Source organism: Saccharothrix xinjiangensis, from assembly GCF_039527585.1.
GTDB classification, from domain to species: Bacteria; Actinomycetota; Actinomycetes; order Mycobacteriales; family Pseudonocardiaceae; genus Actinosynnema; species Actinosynnema xinjiangensis.
Genome location: NZ_BAAAKE010000022.1, coordinates 90,594 through 107,436, shown reverse-complemented (window position 1 = coordinate 107,436; position 16,843 = coordinate 90,594). Strand labels below are relative to the sequence as shown.

The window sequence follows — 16,843 nt, the reverse complement described above, 5'->3', positions numbered from 1 at the left end:
TCGGTTGGCGCGGACTTGATCATAACCTCGGGCCCGCGCGGGCCCGGGGCGCCGGCGGACCCGGCGGACCCGGCGCCGGCCGGCAGATCCGGTGCCGGCCGACCCGAAAAACCGATACGGGATGCACGTCCCGGTGAACACCTGCACTATCGGGTCATGCGCAGCTCACTCCTCGACCACGCCGAGCGGTCCGTCGAACCCGGCAGCTTCCAGCTCCAGAACAGCCGCATGCTCAAGGTGGACCTCACCGGCAGTGGCGGGTTCTTCTTCGCCAAGCAGGGGTCGATGGTCGCCTACCAGGGTGACGTCGACTTCGCCTACGAGGGCAGCGGCGGCATCGGCAAGCTGTTCAAGAAGGCCTTCACCGGCGAGGGCATGTCGCTGATGAAGGTGTCGGGCAGCGGCGACGTCTTCCTCGCCCAGGACGCCGACGAGGTGTTCATCCTCCACCTGGAGGACGAGGGCGTCACCGTCAACGGCAAGAACGTGCTGGCGTTCGAGAACACCCTCAAGTGGGACATCAACCGCGTCGAGGGCGCTTCGATGCTCAGCGGCGGCCTGTTCAACACGACGTTCACGGGCACCGGGTCGCTCGCCGTCACGGCGTTCGGGACGCCGGTCGTGCTGGACGTGGACGTGCCGACGTACGTCGACATGCAGTCGGCGGTCCTGTGGTCCACCTCGTTGCAGTCCTCGGTCCGCAAGACGGCGAAGCTCGCCGCGGCCATCGGGCGGGGCTCGGGCGAGGCCTACCAGCTCGCCCTGTCCGGCAAGGGGATCGTCGTCGTGCAGGCCTCCGAGGGCCACCCGGTGCCGCAGCAGCAGTGACCGGAGCGCTCCGCGGGGACACCCGCCCCCGCGGAGCGCCCGTGCGTCACAGCGGGATGTAGACGCCGAAGTCGCGCGTGGCGGTGCGGAAGTCCTGGAAGCCGATCCGCGCGCCCGCCGCCCTGGTCACGGTGCCCTTGGCGATCACGCCGCCCGACGACGAGGGCCCGTACACGGGGCCGCCGCTGTCACCGGGCCGCGCGGACGGCTGGCCGTTCATCTGCTCACCTTCGACCAGGTCCTCGCGGTCGGCGTAGAAGAAGAGGACCTTGATGTTGCAGACCGGCGCGCCGGTGGCGCGGGCGCTGGTGACGCCGGACTGGCACAGGTACTCGCCGGTGTAGACGTCGCCCCAGCCGCGGACGACCTCGGTGGAGTTGCTGTCCCCGCCGCCCACGTACTGCTGGTTCACCACGTTGCCCGTGGGGATCAGCATGATGTCGTGGTCGCCGTGCTTGGCGCCCGCCGTGCCGATGTGCTCGCCGGTGGGGTCGGTGACGCGCACGCCGGGGTTGCCGCAGTGGCCCGCGGTGAGCAGGAACCGGGCGTTGTCGCCGTTGCGGACGGAGAAGCCCGACGTGCAGGCCGCGTTGCCCAGCACGATCGTCGCGCCGCCCTTCCACGGCGGCGCGTCGTTCTGCCGGGACACCGGCGCCAGCGGCTCCTCCACCACGGTCCGCACCGGCACGTCGACGCGCAGGGCGCGGGTCGCGGCCTCGGACGTGACGCCCAGGACGAGGCCGCTGCCGTCGGCGGGCACCTTGATCGCGTGCACGCCGGGTCCGCGCTGCGCCTGCACGACCTTGGCGGCCTCGCGCAGCTCGGCGTTGGAGTGGCGGGCGGGTTCGAAGGTCACCGGGGCCTCGCCCCGGGACGCCGCGTCGCGCACGGTGGCGGGCACGTCGCCCTTCCACCACAGCGCGACGTGGTCCTCCTCCAGCACCAGGCCGGCGAACCCGGCGTGCCCGCCGCGCGCCACCTCGGCCTGGATCCCGTCGGCGGTGCGCACCAGCGGCTGCTGGGCGAGCATCCGGTCCCAGTCGGTGACCGGTCCGGCGGTGGCGGGCGCGGCGCCCGGTGCGGCGACGGCCAGGGCTGCGGAGGCGATGGCCGCGGCGGCCGTCGCGGTGATCGTTCGTGCTGTCCTCACGAGCGGAACTCCTCTACTCGGCAGGGGTGGACAGCGGCGGCGTCGCACCAGGTTATGGTCTGGACCAAAATCCTGTCACTGACACAACCGGACAGGAACGCACGGAGTCGAACAGGACCCGGACCGGTTCCCGCGCCGGCGCGGGAACCGGGGGCGAGTGGGCGGCGTGCCGGGATTTCCCGGGTCAGCGGGTCGGTTCGCGCAGGGACAGGAGCAGGTCGCGGACAGCCGTGGCGGGCAGCCGGCCGTCGCGCTCCACGGCCTCGGGCGCGCGCGGCGCGGAGCAGAGCAGCACGGGCCCGTCCTCGGGCCGGTCGGGCAGCCGGCCGTGGCTGCCGCGCACCGGTGACGGGTCCAGGGGCACGGCCTTCATCGCGTAGCGCAGCCCCACCTTCTTGCGCGCCAGGGTGAGCGCGGCCTTGGCCTTGACGAGCCGGTCGGCGGGGTCGAAGAACAGCTCGGCCGGGTCGTAGCCGGGTTTGCGGTGGATCTCGACGCCCCGGGCGAAGTCGGGCGCGCGGTCGTCGTCCAGCCAGTAGTAGTAGGTGAACCAGGCATCGGGCTCGGCGACGGCGACGAGTTCGCCGGAGCGCTCGTGGTCCAGGCCGACCAGGGCTTGGCCCTCGCGGTCGAGGACCTCGTCCACACCGGCCAGTTCCCCGACCACGGCGCGGACCCGGGCCACGTCGGACGGGTCGCGGACGTAGACGTGCGCGACCTGGTGGTCGGCCACGGCGAAGGCCCGCGACGCCCAGGGGTCCAGGTACTCCATGCCCGCCTGGGCGTGGACTTCGAGGAGCCCGGCGCGCCGCAGGGCGCGGTTGAGGTCGACCGGGCGGCGGGCCGGCGTGATGCCGTACTCCGACAGCGCGACGACCGTCGCCCCGGCCCGCTCGGCGTCGGCCAGCAGGGGCGCGACGGCGCGGTCCACGTCGCGGGCCGCCTGAACGGCTCGGGGCGAGTCCGGCCCGAAGCGCTGGAGGTCGTAGTCCAGGTGCGGGACGTAGACCAGCAGCAGGTCCGGCCGCTCCGAGGCCAGCACCCGGCGGGCCGCGCCCACGATCCACTCGCTGGACCGCAGCGCGGCGGTGGGTCCCCAGTACTGGAACAGCGGGAACTCGCCCAGCTCGTCGACCAGGGCGTCGTGCAGGGCGGGCGGCCGGACGTAGGCGTCGGGCGACTTGCGGCCGTCGGCGTGGTAGATCGGGCGCGGGGTGACGGTGATGTCCGTGGTGGCGCCCATGGCGTACCACCAGCAGATGTTGGCCGCCCGGAAACCCGGGTCCGCGCGGCGGGCGGTCTCCCACAGCTTCTCACCCTGGACGAGCCGGTTGTGCTGCCGCCACAGGAAGACCTCGCCCAGGTCGCGGAAGTACCAGCCGTTGCCCACGATCCCGTGCCGCGCCGGGGTGAGGCCGGTCAGGAAGGTCGACTGGACCGAGCAGGTCACGGCGGGCAGCACGGTGCCCAGCTCGGCCCGGAAACCCCTCTCCCCCACCGCGCGCAGGTTCGGCATGTGCGGCAGCAGCGCGGGCGTCATGCCCACCACGTCGAGCACGACCAGCGTCACGCCACCACCTCCAGGTTGCGCCGGGCCCAGTCCAGCTCCGCCGCGATGCCCTCGGCCAGGTCGTCGACGCCGCCGGGCAGCACGGACCAGGTGTAGGTCTCCACCTCGACGTCCGGGGTGTGGCCGACCTCCCGGACCGCCGCCACCGCCTGCCGCAGCACGTCGGTGGTGGAGCGCAGCGGCGCGGGCGGGTCGGCGTGCAGCGGCACGTGGAAGTGCACGCGCCACGGCCCGTCGGTGGGCAGCACGGCGAACGCCTCGGGCAGGTCGTCGGCCCGGTGCACGCCGCCGCGGCCGAAGGCGCGCACCTGGTGCAGGTAGCGGGGTTCGGCGAACGGCCCGAGCGCGGTGGCCGCGTCGGTCGGGTCGAGCAGCTCCAGCGCCGCCGAGGCCTGCACCTTGACCACGCGCAGCCCCGCCCGGTCGAGGGACCGCACCGCCTCGACCGGGTCGGCGAACGACACCGCCAGGTGGCAGGTGTCCAGGCACAGCCCGACGAACTCCGGGTCCACGCGCCCGCCCAGCAGCCGCACCGCGTCGGCCACGTCGTCGATCACGCAGCCGGGTTCGGGCTCCACGGCCAGCCGCACCGCGCGGCCGGTGCGGTCGGCCAGGGCGCGCAGCCCGGCCGCCGCGTCGTCCAGGCGGGCCAGGGCGGCGGCGTGGTCGGCCGGGAACCACGGGTGCCGCCAGCCCAGCGGCAGGGTGGAGATGCTGCCGGCGCCGCCCTCGGGCAGCAGGTCGGCCAGCACGGCGGCGCAGTCGAGGGTGTAGTCCAGGCGCGCCGACGTGGTCCAGTCCGGGTGGTACACGGCGTGCTTGACCACCTCCTGGTGGAACCCGCCGTAGGGGAAGGCGTTGAGGGTGCGGACGACCAGGCCGCGCGCGTCGAGGGCGGCGGCCAGCTCCTTGCGCTTCGCCGCGTCGGCGGCGAGCGCGCCGGCCACCGGCGCGGACAGCCACAGGCCCAGGCCCAGCTCCGCGCCGAAGCGCTCGCGCACGGGCGCCGCGTACCGGTCGAGCTGGGCCAGCACGCCGTCCAGGTCCTCGGCCGGGTGCACGTTGGTGCAGTAGGACAGGGTCACGAGCCACCCCGCAGGATCGAGTTGCCCGCGAACGTGGCGGGGGTTTCGGGCTCGTCGAGCACCAGGCGTCCGCTCTGCCCGTAGAAGGCCACCGGGTTGTGCCACAGCACCTCGTCCACATCGGACTGGTCGAAACCGCCGGCCAGCATGGCGCGCCCCGTGTGGTAGGTCTTGAGCGGGTCGGAGCGGCCCCAGTCGGCGGCGGAGTTGACCAGCACCCGGTCGGTGCCGTGCTCGCGCAGGATCGCGACCATGCGCTCCTCGTCCATCTTGGTGTCCGGGTAGATGGAGAACCCCATCCAGCACCCGGAGTCGGCGACCAGGCCCACGGTCACCTCGTTCAGGTGGTCCACCACCACCCGCTCGGGCGGCAGCCCCGATTCGCGCACCACGTCCAGCGTGCGGCGGGTGCCCGCCGTCTTGTCCCGGTGCGGCGTGTGCACCAGCACCGGCAGGTCGTGCTCGACGGCCAGCTCCAGCTGGCGGGCGAACGCCTCGTCCTCCTCCCGGGTCATCGAGTCGTAGCCGACCTCGCCGACCGCGACCACGCCGTCCTTGGCCAGGTAGCGGGGCAGCACGTCCAGCACGCCGGCGCAGCGCGGGTCGTTCGCCTCCTTGGGGTTCAGCGCGAGGGCGCAGTGGTGGCGGACGCCGAACTGCGCGGCCCGGAACCTCTCCCACCCGATCAGCGAGTCGAAGTAGTCGGTGAACGAGCCGACCGACGTGCGCGGCTGGCCGAGCCAGAACGCGGGCTCCACCAGCGCGGTGATGCCCACGGCGGCCATGGACTCGTAGTCCTCGGTGGTCCGGGACGTCATGTGGACGTGCGGGTCGAAGATCCTCACGGGGTCCTCCCCAGCAGGCGCAGGGCGTCGTCGGGCACGGGCCGGCCGGCGGCCTCGCGCTCGGCGGCGTAGTCGGCGGTCATCCGGCGCAACTCGTCGTCGGCGCGGCGGTCGAGGTCGTGCACCGCGGCCAGCGGCACGCCGGTGAACAGGCACTTGAGCACGCCGTGCCGCCAGGTGTGCGGGTCGAGGTGCGCGGCGGCGAACGGGCCGAGCGCGGCGGCGACCAGGCGGGTGTCGTTGGCGCGCAACGCGTCGCGCACCAGCGGCAGGCCGATGCCCGGGTCGGTGTCGGGGGTCAGCGCGCGCAGCACGCCGCGCCGCTCCGCGTCGTCGCCGTACCGGTAGAGGTCGGGCAGCTCGGACGCGTCCGGCAGCGCCGCGACCAGGCGGGCGCGGGCGGTGTCGTCGACCGTGCCGTGCACGAGGCCGCCCGGGTCGTCGGCCCTCACCGGACCCCGGCCGACCGCGCGGCCGACGGCCGGGAACAGGGCGCGGATGGCCGCCGGGTCGGCGCGGACCCGCCGCTCGGCGCCGGTGAGCCAGTCGGGGGTGGCGGCGGCGCGCAGGGCGGCCAGCGCGCGGCGGGCGACCTCGGGCGCGGCGTGGCTGTGCCGGGGCAGCTCGACGGCGGCCGGACCCCGGTAGCCGACGTCCTCCAGCGCGGCGAGCGTCCCGCGCAGGTCCAACGCGCCCTCGCCGAACTCCAGGTGCTCGTGCACGCCGGGCAGCATGTCGTCCAGCTGCACGTTGACCAGCAGGTCACCGGCCCGCCGCACGCACGCCGCCGCGTCCTCCGGTTCGACGGCCACGCAGTGGCCCACGTCGAGGGTGATGCCCAGGGCGTCCGGCTCACCCAGCTCGACGCGCAGCGCCAACGCCTGGTCGAGCCGCGCCACCACGTGCCCCGGCTCGGGCTCCAGCCCCAGCCGCACCCCGGCCCGCGCCGCGAGGTCCACCACCTCGGCCACCCCGGAGCGCAGCCGGGACCAGGCCTCGTCGGGCGGCACGTCCGCCGGCCGCACACCCGCCCAGAACGACACGCAGGCCGCGTCGAGGTCGCGGGCCACGGCGATCGCCCGCCCCAGGAAGTCGACGCGCCGCGCCTGCCCGTCGGACACCAGCGTCGGGTGGTGCTTGCGGTGGGGGTCGAGCAGGTAGCGGGCGCCGGTCTCCACCACGACGCCGAGGCCCAGCTCGGCCAGCCGCCGGGCCACGGCGTCGACCCGGCGGGCCAGGTCGGGCGCGTAGGGGTCGAGGTGGTGGTGGTCGAGGGTGAGGGCGACGCACCGGTAACCGAGGTCGGCGATGACGGCGAGCGCGTCGTCGAGCCGGTGGTTGGCGAAACCGTTGGTGCCGTAGCCGAACTCGATGGTCATGCCGGGCCTCCCCGAGTCGTCAGCGGGTGTCGTCCGGTCACGTCGGCCCCACTGTTCGGCCGAGCCGCCGCGCCGGCGGCAGCGCGCACGCCACGGCCAACGCCGACCGCCACGACCCGTGGGCCGCCAGCGCCGCCTGCAACGGCACCATCCCGTGCACGCCCGCCGCCGTGGCCGCGCGCACCTCGGCCGCACCGCCGCCGGACCGCACGACCGCCAGCTGCGCCCGGCCCACCAGCGCCACGTACACCGCCGCCCCGGCCGCCGAGCGCCACCCGCGCGCCCCGGCCGCGACCGCCGTGGCCGCGGTGCCCGCGAGCACCGCCCGCGCCACCGCGGGCGACGTGCCGCGCACCTCGCCGCGCGACAGCGCCGTCACGCCCAGGGTGTGCGCCGCCAGCACGGACGCCGCGGGCAGCGCGTCGCGCACCCCGCCCGGCGGCGCGCCGAGCAGCACGTCCAGCCCCCGGCACGCGGCCATGGCGAGCGGGCCGGCCGGGGTGTCCTTGAGGACCGTGTCGTAGGCGCACACCGCGCCGGCCAGCGCGGTCGCCGTGGCCAGCGCCCGCGGGCCGCCCGCCACGGCGGCGAGGCCGAGCCCGAGGGCGGCGAGGCCGCCCGCCACGGCCAGGGCCCGGTCGGGGCTCACCCGGCCGGACGGGATGGGGCGCTCGGGCCGTTCCACCGCGTCCAGGCGCCGGTCGGCCCAGTCGTTCAACGCCATCCCGGACCAGTACAGCGCCACCGACGCCGCCGGCAGGAGCAGCCGCCTGCCGCGCAGCCCGCCGCCGGCGCCCCGGGCACCACCCAGAGCAGCACCACCCCGCCACGCACCACCCCGAGCAGCCGCACCCGCGACGGTGTCGCCCAGCACGGTCAGCGCGGCGGGCGCGCGGACCAGGTGCAGGTAGGGGTTCACAGACCCTCCGCCCACTCGACCAGCGCCCTGGTCTGCTCGGCGAAACCGTGCTCGCCGGACCCCAGGGGGTCCTTGAAGAAGAACCCCAGCGCGTCCTGCACGCCCACGCGGCCCGCCCGGTGCGCGGCCGCCAGCAACCGCCCCAGGTCGAGCACCAGGGGCGCGGCCAGGGCGGAGTCCAGGCCGGTCCAGGTGAACTGCAACGACATCCGCGCGCCGAGGAACCCCTCGAACAGCACGTGGTCCCAGGCCGTCTTCTGCTCGCCCAGCTCGGGGACGTTGTCGATGTGCAGGGGCGCGGTCACCGGGTGCCCGAGCAGCGCGGCCAGGCCGGACGCCTTGGTGCGGAGCTTGCTCGACGCGTGCGCCGGGTCTTCGAGGGTCGAGCCGTCGCCGCCGCCGAGCAGGTTCGTGCCCGCCCACGACAGCACCCGCAGCGCCCGCGCGGTGAACATGGGCGCGAGCACGGTCCGGACCAGGGTCTCGCCCGTCTTGCCGTCGCGGCCCGCGTACGGGACGCCGACCGCGGTGGCCAGCTCGTTCAGCGCGGGCAGGGTCACGCCCGTGGACGGGGTGAAGTCCGCGAAGGGGCAGCCGGCTTTGAACGCCGCGTACGCGGCGAGGGAGCTGGGCGGCAGCACCGGCTCCCCCGCCGCCAGCGCCTCCTCCAGGGCCGCGAGGGACGCGTGCGCCGGGTGCGGGTCGGCCGGCGGCTCGGTGGAGGCCACGTTGACCACGACGACCCGCGCCAGGTCGTGCCGCGAGCGGAAGGACGCCAGGTCGGCCACGAGCCGCGCCGCGACCTCGTCCTGCGCGCCGTGCGGCACGTCCCGCAGCTCCGCCTCCACCTCCCGCAGGCCCGACTCGACCGGGCCGAGCAGGTCGGTCGGGACCACGCCCGCCCGCGCCAGCTGCTCGGCCCGCTTCGCCAACGGCGTGGACACGACGTCGTGCCCGCCCACCACCAGCGAGTCCCACGGAGGCAGGTCCGCGTCCAGCAGTTCGGTGACGCAGCCGGTGGGGGGCGCCAGGCCGGCGCGCAGGCCGAGCAGCCCGCACACCGCCGTGGTGGCCACCGAGCCGCGCGCCCCGACCAGCCAGAGCCCCGTCCGCTCCATTCAGGCCCCCCCGGTCCGGGGCGGGGCGGCGAGGTGGTTCCGGGTTCGTGAGGACGTGCTTCGCAGGGGTCGCACCGGTGTCTCCTCGTCCGCACAACGCTGGGCTTCAGGGCGGTGACTGCCTGTGGTCCAGCTCACAGGCTGGCAGGTGGGGTCGATTCTGTTTCTCTTCAACCAAAGTCCGCAAGACTTTCGGTGATTATCAACAGAAGTTGTGCACGAATGGCCGAGAGCCTCACTTTGAGTAACCGACAACTTCCGGCGACATCGAATGACTCCGACCAGCGGTCGTCACCCGGTGGTGAACAGCTCCAGGGGCACGGCGTCCGCCAGCGCCCGGTACCCGGTGGGGTTGAGGTGCAGGCGGTCGCCGCTGTCGCAGTCGGCCCTGAGCGCGCGCGGCCAACCCGGGTCGCGGACCGCCCGGTCGAAGTCGACCACGGCGTCGAAGCGGCCGCTGGTGCGGATCCAGTCGTTGACCGCCTGCCGGGCGGCTTCGCGATACCCCGCGGGGTCGTCGTAGGTGTTGCCGCCGAACGGCAGGATCGTCGCGCCGTAGACGCGGATGCCCTGGGCGTGGGCGCGGACGACGATCTGGTCGTAGGCGTCGACCAGCTCGTCGGCGACCTGCTTCTGGGCGGCCTCGGTGGCCTGGGCGGTGCCGATGTCGTTGACGCCCTCGAACACGAACAGCCACGCGATCCCGCTGTGCGCCAGCACGTCGCGGTCCAGGCGCGCCAGGGCGTTGGGCCCCAGGCCGTCGCGGAGCACGCGGTTGCCGCCCGCCGCCTGGTTGACCACCGCGACGCCCGCGGTGCCGGGCCCGGACCGGAGCCGGTCCCGCAGCAGGTCGGGCCAGCGGTCGTTGCCGTTGGTGGTGGAGCCGCGCCCGTCGGTCAGCGAGTCGCCGAGGAAGGCGGCGGCGGCGACACCCGGACCGGCCGGCACCTCGACGCCGCTGAGGAAGTACCAGTGCTCGATCGGGATGGCCCCCGGCAGGGCGCCGGCCTCGACGTGGTTGCCCGCCAGCAGGTGGGAGGTGGTGCGCGAGCCGGGGTGCGAGGTGATCTCGGCGGACGCCTGCCCCTGCGCCAGGTGGACCGTCACGGTCAGGTCGGCCTGCGGCCCGAGCGGGAAGGGGATCGGGTCGGAGACCACCTGCGCGCCCCGCTGGACGACCGCGGAGGTCTTGCCGTGGAAGGTCGCGGTCCGGGCCGAGCCGGGTTCGATCGCGGCGGCGCCCGCCCGGCCGCCGCGCGGGTGGGCGACGGTGACCGCGGTGATCGGCAGCGGCGCCCCGCCGAAGGCGTTGGAGAAGCGGAGCCGGAGCCGGTCGCCGCCGACGGAGACGCGCACGGTCTGGCGCAGCGTGGCGTTCGCCAGCACCACGCCGTCACGGGCGAAGGGCGGGGGCGGCAGGTTGGCGGGTTCGGTCAGCTGGGGCGTGCACGCCCAGGTGTGCACCCAGCGCTCCGCGGAGGTGCGGTCGACCGGGACCAGGGCGTTCATCTCCCACCCCTTGTTCGTGGCGGTGCCGTCCGAGGCCGTCGCGGTGTCGGTGGGCCGAACCACGGCAGGCCGCAACTTTCGGACTCACCATCTTAACTTTCGGATCAACGTAGCCGTCCGGAACGCGTCGCGTCAACGCCCCGGAGAGCCCCTCGCGCCCAGCCGGTGCGGCCCGGTCAGCAGGTCCGGTCGCGCGGGGGCGCGACACCGAGCAGGTGGGCGTCCGCGGCGGTCCTCGTGCCAGCGCCGCGCGCACCGCGTCCAGGTCCCGCGCGGAGCGGGTGGTGTTCACGTGGTCGAACACCGGGTGGCGGGCCCGGCAGTCCTCCCGCACGGCGAGGTCGTGCCGGGCCGGCGCGGCGAACGCGGCCTCGTCCGCCGGGTCGTCGCCGGGGTGCCGCGCCATCAGCTCGGACGAGCAGCGGATGGCCGAGCTGTTGTTCGTGCCCAGCTGGTCGAAGCCGACGACGTCGAACCGGGCCCGCACCTCGGCGCTCAGGCACGGGGCGCGGGCGAACTCCGCGCCGGACCCGCCGGGACCGCCCGCGTCGACGAACACCACGCCGATCCGGCGCGCGGGGTCGGCGGCCCGGACCCGGGACACGGCCCGGTCCACCCGCGGGCCGCGCGGGTTCGCCCAGTCGAGCGGGACGGACACCGTGCCGCAGTCGGCCTCGGGCCGGTCGGGGCACGGCTGCCAGGGGATCGTCGCCGCCCCGGCCTCGGGCGCGGCGACCAGCAGGCCCGCCACCGGCGCGACGACCGCCAACACCCGCACGACGTCCCCCCAACGTGAGCAGAGACGTGCAGTCGGCCAGACCGGCGCGGCGCGGGCAACCCCGGACCCGGCGCTCAGCGCCGCCGCAGCGACGGGTCGAGCAGGGCGGGAGGGGTGTCGAACTTCTCGTGCGGGGCGAGGTCGACACCGGGGGCGACGACGGCGTCGATCGCGTCGAGCACGTCGGCCGGCAGCACCGTGTCCGCGGCGGCGAGCTGCGAGGTCAGGTGGTCGGCGGTGCGGGGACCGATGATCGCGCTGGTCACGGCGGGGTGCGCGGTGACGAACCCGAGCGCGAGCTGGATCAGGGTCAACCCGGCGCCGTCGGCGACCTCGACCAGCCGCTCGACCGCGTCGAGCCGGGCCCGGTTGACGGGGAGGGAGGTGTCGAAGCGCTCCGGCATGAGCCTGGCGCGGCTGGTGGCGATCTCCCGGCCCGCGCGGACCGCGCCCGACAGCCAGCCCGAGGCCAGCGGGCTCCACGCCAGCACGCCGAGGCCGTACTGCTCGGCCACCGGCAGCACGTGGGCCTCGACGCCGCGTTGCAGGATCGAGTAGCCGGGCTGCTCGGTGACGTACCGGCTCAGGTGGTGCTCGCGCGCGGCCCACTGGGCCTGCACGATGCGGTACGCGGGGAACGTCGAGGAGCCCAGGTACCGGACCTTGCCCGCGCGTTGCAGGTCGGTCAGGGCCGACAGCGTCTCCTCGTCGTCGGCGCTCGGGTCCCACCGGTGGACCTGGTAGAGGTCGACGTGGTCGACGCCCAGGCGGCGCAGGCTGTCGTCCAGGGCGGTGACCAGCCAGCGGCGCGAGCTGCCCCGGTGGTTGCGCTCGTCGCCCATGGGCATGGTCGCCTTCGTGGCCAGCACGAGGTCGTCGCGGCGGCCGGCGATGGCCTTGCCGACCATCTCCTCCGACTCGCCCCGGCCGTACATGTCGGCGGTGTCGATGACGTTGATCCCGGCTTCGAGGGCGGCGTCGACGATGGCGGTGGCCTCGTCCTGGGTGGTGCGCCCGATCGCGCCGAAGTTCATCGCGCCGAGCGCGAGGGAGCTGACCTGGACACCGGTGCGACCCAGGGTGCGGTACTGCATGGCAGAGTTCCTCCGTCGTGGACGAGGTGGGGCGTGGTGTGGTCGCCAGGTCCGCGACCTGGCAGCATGGAGAAGCGGAACGTCGCTCCGGCAACCATACGGAGCGGTGTTCCGTTTAGCAAGCGCGGATGTGGAGGACGGCACGGTGGGCGACAGCGACAGCGACAGCAGCGGCGGCGCGGGGCGGCCCGCCCGGTCCAAGCGGGCGGATGCCCGGCGCAACGAGAAGACCCTGCTCGACGCGGCCGCCGCGGTGTTCGTCGAGTCGGGCGTCGAAGCGCCGGTGCGCGACATCGCGGCCAGGGCGGGCGTCGGGATGGGCACGATCTACCGCCACTTCCCGACCCGGGCGGACCTCATCATCGCCGTCTACCGGCACCAGGTCGAAGCCTGCGCCGAGGCCGGGCCCGCCCTGCTGGCGAGCAGCGAGACCCCGCACGCCGCGCTGGGCCGGTGGATCGACCTGTTCGTCGACTTCCTGGTCACCAAGCACGGCCTCGCCGGCGTGCTGCACTCCGACGAGGCCGGCTTCACCACGCTGCACGCCTACTTCCTCGACCGCCTGGTGCCCGTGTGCGCGCGGTTGCTCGACGCGGCCGTCGAGGCGGGTGAGATCCGGTCCGACCTGGAGGCCGTCGAGCTGATGCGCGGCGTCGGCAACCTCTGCATCGGCGCGGAGAGCGACCCCCGCTACGACGCGCGGCGGCTGGTCGGGGTCCTCATCGCGGGGCTGCGCCTGCCGAGCTGAGCGCGGGGCGTCACCGGGTCCAGGCCTGGCGCGGGTCGCCCTCCTGGCACGGCCGCACGTCGACGGCTTCGAACGGGCGCGACGCGGTCAGGCACTCACCGGCGTAGAGCGCGCTCTCCAGGGCGAAGCTCCCGCCCGGGTGGGAGCGCTCCACCCAGGACTGGCCCTGGGCGCCGATGCACTCCAGCACCGTGATCCGCGTCGGCGAGTACGCCGTGAGGCACCCGCGCAGCTGCCAGTGCACCACGGTGGTGAACACGCCCGCGTCATCCGGGTGGAACCGCCACCGCTGGTCGGGCCGCCCGGTCCGCACCTCGACCTCGACGGGTTCGGACTGCGCCCCGGCGGCGAGCGCCAGGCCGGGGAACCGGACGCTGTCGACCACCACCTGCTCGTACTCGTCCCGTTCGTGCCCGCCCTGGTAGTAGTCGCCCCGTTGGTGCCCGCCCTGGTCCCGCTCGACCGCCGCGGCGGTGGGCGTGAAGACCAGCAGGGCGGTCAGGACGGTCGGCAACACGCGCATGGTTCCCCCCGAGGTGCGTTTCGCGTGCCGTCCATTAGCTCACCGGAATGCCTTCACGAACGAGTGGTCATGTTGCACCGAGGAGTGAACTCGTCCCTGATCACCGTGGGTGTGGCGAGGTCCAGCGGCACCAGGTCGGTCCGGCGGTGCTCCAGGCGCGACGCCGACACCACCCGGCCGGCGCGGAGCACGACCTCGGTCGGCGCGGGCCGCCCGAGGAACGCCAGCAGGCTGGCCGTCGGCCCGTAGGCGCCCGCGTTGGGGATCGTCACGGTGTCCCCCGGCACGAGGTCCGGCACGAGGACCTGGCGGCCCAGGACGTCACCCGGTGTGCACAGCGGACCGGCGAGGGTGGCCGGACCGGTCGGCCCGTCGGCCTGGTCGAGGACGACCGAGACCGGCAGCAGGCGACCCAGGCCCGACAACCCGCCGAACGCGTTGACGCCCGCGTCGAGCACGACGAAGCGCCGGCCCCGGCTGTGCTTGACGTCCACCACCCCGCACAGCAGCTCGCCGCAGTCGCCGACGAGGTACCGGCCCGATTCGGCGAGCACGGCGGGTTCACCGCGCCGCCACCCCGGCAGGTGCCGGTCGAGGGCGGCCGCCAGGCCCGCCTTCAGCCCGGGGTAGCGCGGGCGCTCCCCCGGGGTCGCGTACGGCGCGGCGAACCCGCCGCCGATGTCCAACACCCGCAGCGGCAGGCCGGCGTCCCGGAGGGCGGCGGCCGCGGCGACGGTGTTGGAGAACTCGGCCAGGAGCGCGGTCTCGTCCTGGGCGCAGCTGAGCGGGAAGAAGTGGGCGCCGACCAGCCGGGCGCCGGGGACGCTCGCGAGGTCGGGCAGCAGGGCGGGGACGGTGTCGGCGTCGGTGCCGAACTGGGAGGGGGCGCCGGTCATCCGCAGGCCGGTGGCGCCGCCGGGCGCGACCCCGTTGACGCGGAGCAGGCAGTCGACCTCCACGGCGCGGCGCACCGCCGCGACGCCGATGCGGCCGAGGTCCCCGGGCGATTCCGCCGAGAACAGCCGCACCCCCAGCCGGATCGCCTCGTCCAGCTCCCCGGGAGTCTTGCCCGGACCGGTGTAGAGGCAGTGCGAGGGCGGCACGCCCGCGGCGAGGGCCACCGCGAGTTCCCCGGTGGAGGACACCTCGGCCCGGCAGGGCCGGTCCCCGCCCCGCAGGGCGCGGATCACGTCGGGGTGCGGGTTGGCCTTGACCGCGTAGTGGAGGACGACCGGTTCCGGCAGGACCGCGCGCAGGTCCTCGTGCGCGGCGTCGACGCGGTCGAGGTCGTAGACGTACAGCGGGGTGCCGAAGCGTTCGACCAGCTCCGCCCGTCGGTTCACCGGGAAGCGCCTTCCAGCAAGGCGTTCAGCTCGGCGGTGGCGGGTTTGCCCTGGGCGGTCAGGGGCAGCCGGGGCACGACCAGGCAGGTGGCCGGCACCTTGGCCGGTTCCAGGCGGGTGGACAGTTCGCGCAGCACCGCGTGCGGGGTGAGGTCGCCCTCGACGAACACGGTCAGGTCGCGGTCGTCGGTGGGCGGCAGGGCGACGGCAGCGCGGACACCGCTGATGTCGACGGCCGCCGCTTCGACCTCGACGGTGCTGACCCGGGAGCCCTTGCGCTTGAACATGCCGTCGCGGCGGCCGTCGAAGTACAGGTAGCCGTCCTCGTCGAGGTGGCCGTAATCGCCGGTGTGCAGCACGCGCTCGCCATCGGCGCCCACGCGGAAGGAGCGGGTGGTCAGGTCGGGCGCGCGCCAGTACCCGGGCATCACGTGCGGCCCGCTGACGGCGATCTCGCCGACCGCGCCGGGCGGCAGCTCCGCGCCGTCCGGGTCGAGCACGCGCACGGTGGTGCCGGGCAGCGGCCTGCCGACGGAACCCGGCCGTTCGCGGTCAGCCTCCGGGGGCATGACGCTGATGCGCTTGCACTCCGTCTGCCCGAACTGGCGCACCACCCTGGCCTCCGGGAAGACCAGGCGCAGGGCGTCGATCGTCGGCTGGGACAGCACGGCGCCGGTGCTGGTGATCATCCGCACCGCCGACGACGAGCCGCCGGCGCGCCCGGCCAGGGTGGTGATCATGGTGGCGAGCGAGGGGACCAGCGGCAGCACGGTCGCGCCCGAGTCGCGGATGCGGTCGAGCAGCCGCAGGTCGTCGTGCGGCTGGACGACGACCAGCTCCGCGCGGCCCAGGCAGCACAGCAGGAGCTGGTAGAGGCCGTAGTCCCACGACATCGGCAGCCGGCTGAACACCACGTCGCCGGGCCGGTAGCCCAGTTCGGCGTTGATCGCGGACGCGGCGAAGGTCATCTGGGCGTGCGGGCACATGACGGCCTTCGGCGTGGCGGTGCTCCCGGAGGTGTAGACGAGCAGCGCGAGGTCGTCGGGCGAGACGCGGCGGGCCGGGAGCGCGTCGAGGTCGGCGGGCGCGGCCGACGCCTCGGCCCAGGCCTCGGCGCGGTCGCGCACCGGGCACGGGACCAGGGCGCGGACGCGGTCGACGTCGTCGGCCAGCACCAGCACGGGTTCGGCGTCGCCGAGCACGGCCGACAGGTGGAACGGCCGCATGGCCGGGTCCAGGGGCACGAGCACGGCGCCCAGGCGGGAGCAGGCGAACAGCATCGCGGCCAGCCCGGCCGCCGGCGGCGAGATCACCACCACCCGGTCCCCGTGGCCGACGCCGTTGCCGGCCAGCCAGGTGGCGAACGCCGCGCTGAGCTCGCCGAGCCGGTGGTAGGTCCACCGGAGGGTGCCGGCGCGCACGGCGGGCGCGGAGCCCGCGGCGGTGGCGGCGTCGTCGAGCAGGTCGTGCAGCAACACGTTCGCGCTCCTCGTGGTTCTCGGCTGACGTGGCGACGACGAGGGGGGCTGCCTCGGGCTGCCTCGGGCGGCGCTGCGCGGCACCGGGCGGCACCGGGCGGCACTGCCTGGCGCCGGCCGCTCGCGGCACCTGCGCCGGACGCGTCGCGGTCGAATCGATCGGTCGGGTCGTTGCGTGATCCGGTGAGGCCTTCGCTCCCACGTGGCGGGCCCGGGTTGATCGTGCCGAATGGATCATGAGGGCCACAAGCTCGGGGAACTTGGTTCACTCGAAAGAAAACGCGGTCCGGACTCGACTGACCGAAGTGGACCGGAGAAGAGGGGCGGAGAGGGAGTAAGGGGACCTGCCGGAGCGGATCGGCCGGGGCGGATCGGCTGGGGCGAGGCCGGGCGGGCGGGGCCGGGCGGGATCATCGTGCGGAAGAGGTTCAGGCGGGCACGTGCGCGGGTGCCGCCCGGTCGCGGTGGGCGCGACC

15 protein-coding genes are annotated in these 16,843 nt (G+C 74.9%); 2 read left to right on the top strand and 13 right to left on the bottom strand.

The window, feature by feature from the left end; all coding sequences use genetic code 11:
* Nucleotides 1–156: 156 nt before the first annotated feature.
* Entirely contained in the window at nt 157–828 is a 672-nt protein-coding gene (locus tag ABD223_RS32020) for an AIM24 family protein (RefSeq protein ID WP_344040390.1), read from the top strand.
* 46 nt (nt 829–874) lie between these two features.
* On the opposite strand, the gene ABD223_RS32015 is transcribed toward ABD223_RS32020, so the two are convergent.
* The 10 genes from ABD223_RS32015 to ABD223_RS31970 form a co-directional block, all read right to left on the bottom strand.
* The gene (locus ABD223_RS32015; RefSeq protein WP_344040389.1) at nt 875–1,978 is read right to left on the bottom strand and encodes a chymotrypsin family serine protease; all 1,104 of its coding nucleotides are present in this window, start codon (nt 1,976–1,978) and stop codon (nt 875–877) included.
* Between the two features lie 184 nt (nt 1,979–2,162).
* The gene (locus ABD223_RS32010) at nt 2,163–3,542 is read right to left on the bottom strand and encodes an alkaline phosphatase family protein (RefSeq protein WP_344040439.1); all 1,380 of its coding nucleotides are present in this window, start codon (nt 3,540–3,542) and stop codon (nt 2,163–2,165) included.
* A gap of 2 nt (nt 3,543–3,544) precedes the next feature.
* Complete coding sequence (eboE, locus tag ABD223_RS32005) at nt 3,545–4,633, bottom strand: metabolite traffic protein EboE (RefSeq protein ID WP_344040388.1); 1,089 nt, start codon at nt 4,631–4,633, stop codon at nt 3,545–3,547.
* The gene (locus ABD223_RS32000) at nt 4,630–5,478 is read right to left on the bottom strand and encodes a TatD family hydrolase (protein ID WP_344040386.1); all 849 of its coding nucleotides are present in this window, start codon (nt 5,476–5,478) and stop codon (nt 4,630–4,632) included. Before ABD223_RS32000 ends, eboE begins: the two co-directional genes overlap by 4 nt.
* Nucleotides 5,475–6,857 (bottom strand): EboA domain-containing protein, encoded by a 1,383-nt coding sequence (locus tag ABD223_RS31995; RefSeq protein WP_344040385.1) that lies wholly within the window; start codon nt 6,855–6,857, stop codon nt 5,475–5,477. The genes ABD223_RS32000 and ABD223_RS31995 overlap by 4 nt, the downstream gene beginning before the upstream one ends.
* A gap of 37 nt (nt 6,858–6,894) precedes the next feature.
* Nucleotides 6,895–7,776: an SCO3242 family prenyltransferase gene (locus tag ABD223_RS31990; protein ID WP_344040383.1), complete on the bottom strand. Its 882-nt coding sequence runs from the start codon at nt 7,774–7,776 to the stop codon at nt 6,895–6,897.
* The gene (locus ABD223_RS31985) at nt 7,773–8,894 is read right to left on the bottom strand and encodes an inositol-3-phosphate synthase (RefSeq protein ID WP_344040382.1); all 1,122 of its coding nucleotides are present in this window, start codon (nt 8,892–8,894) and stop codon (nt 7,773–7,775) included. The genes ABD223_RS31990 and ABD223_RS31985 overlap by 4 nt, the downstream gene beginning before the upstream one ends.
* A 291-nt stretch (nt 8,895–9,185) precedes the next feature.
* Entirely contained in the window at nt 9,186–10,403 is a 1,218-nt protein-coding gene (locus ABD223_RS31980; protein ID WP_344040381.1) for an SGNH/GDSL hydrolase family protein, read from the bottom strand.
* On the bottom strand, nt 10,288–11,181 hold the full coding sequence (locus ABD223_RS31975) for a hypothetical protein (RefSeq protein WP_344040379.1): 894 nt from the start codon (nt 11,179–11,181) through the stop codon (nt 10,288–10,290). Before ABD223_RS31975 ends, ABD223_RS31980 begins: the two co-directional genes overlap by 116 nt.
* Before the next feature lie 74 nt (nt 11,182–11,255).
* Nucleotides 11,256–12,275, bottom strand: coding sequence for an aldo/keto reductase (locus ABD223_RS31970; RefSeq protein ID WP_344040378.1), 1,020 nt, complete (start codon nt 12,273–12,275; stop codon nt 11,256–11,258).
* Nucleotides 12,276–12,420: 145 nt separating this feature from the next.
* On the opposite strand from ABD223_RS31970, the gene ABD223_RS31965 reads away from it, so the two are divergent.
* Nucleotides 12,421–13,023, top strand: coding sequence for a TetR/AcrR family transcriptional regulator (locus ABD223_RS31965; protein WP_344040438.1), 603 nt, complete (start codon nt 12,421–12,423; stop codon nt 13,021–13,023).
* A 10-nt stretch (nt 13,024–13,033) separates the two neighbouring features.
* Here ABD223_RS31965 and ABD223_RS31960 read toward each other — a convergent pair whose 3' ends face one another.
* From ABD223_RS31960 to ABD223_RS31950, 3 genes are read right to left on the bottom strand one after another with little or no spacing between them, the layout of a single operon-like run.
* Nucleotides 13,034–13,546, bottom strand: coding sequence for a hypothetical protein (locus ABD223_RS31960; RefSeq protein WP_344040377.1), 513 nt, complete (start codon nt 13,544–13,546; stop codon nt 13,034–13,036).
* 53 nt (nt 13,547–13,599) lie between these two features.
* Nucleotides 13,600–14,889, bottom strand: a complete 1,290-nt coding sequence (locus ABD223_RS31955) for a type III PLP-dependent enzyme domain-containing protein (protein ID WP_344040376.1) — start codon at nt 14,887–14,889, stop codon at nt 13,600–13,602.
* Complete coding sequence (locus ABD223_RS31950; protein WP_344040375.1) at nt 14,886–16,367, bottom strand: AMP-binding protein; 1,482 nt, start codon at nt 16,365–16,367, stop codon at nt 14,886–14,888. Before ABD223_RS31950 ends, ABD223_RS31955 begins: the two co-directional genes overlap by 4 nt.
* Nucleotides 16,368–16,843 lie beyond the last annotated feature (476 nt).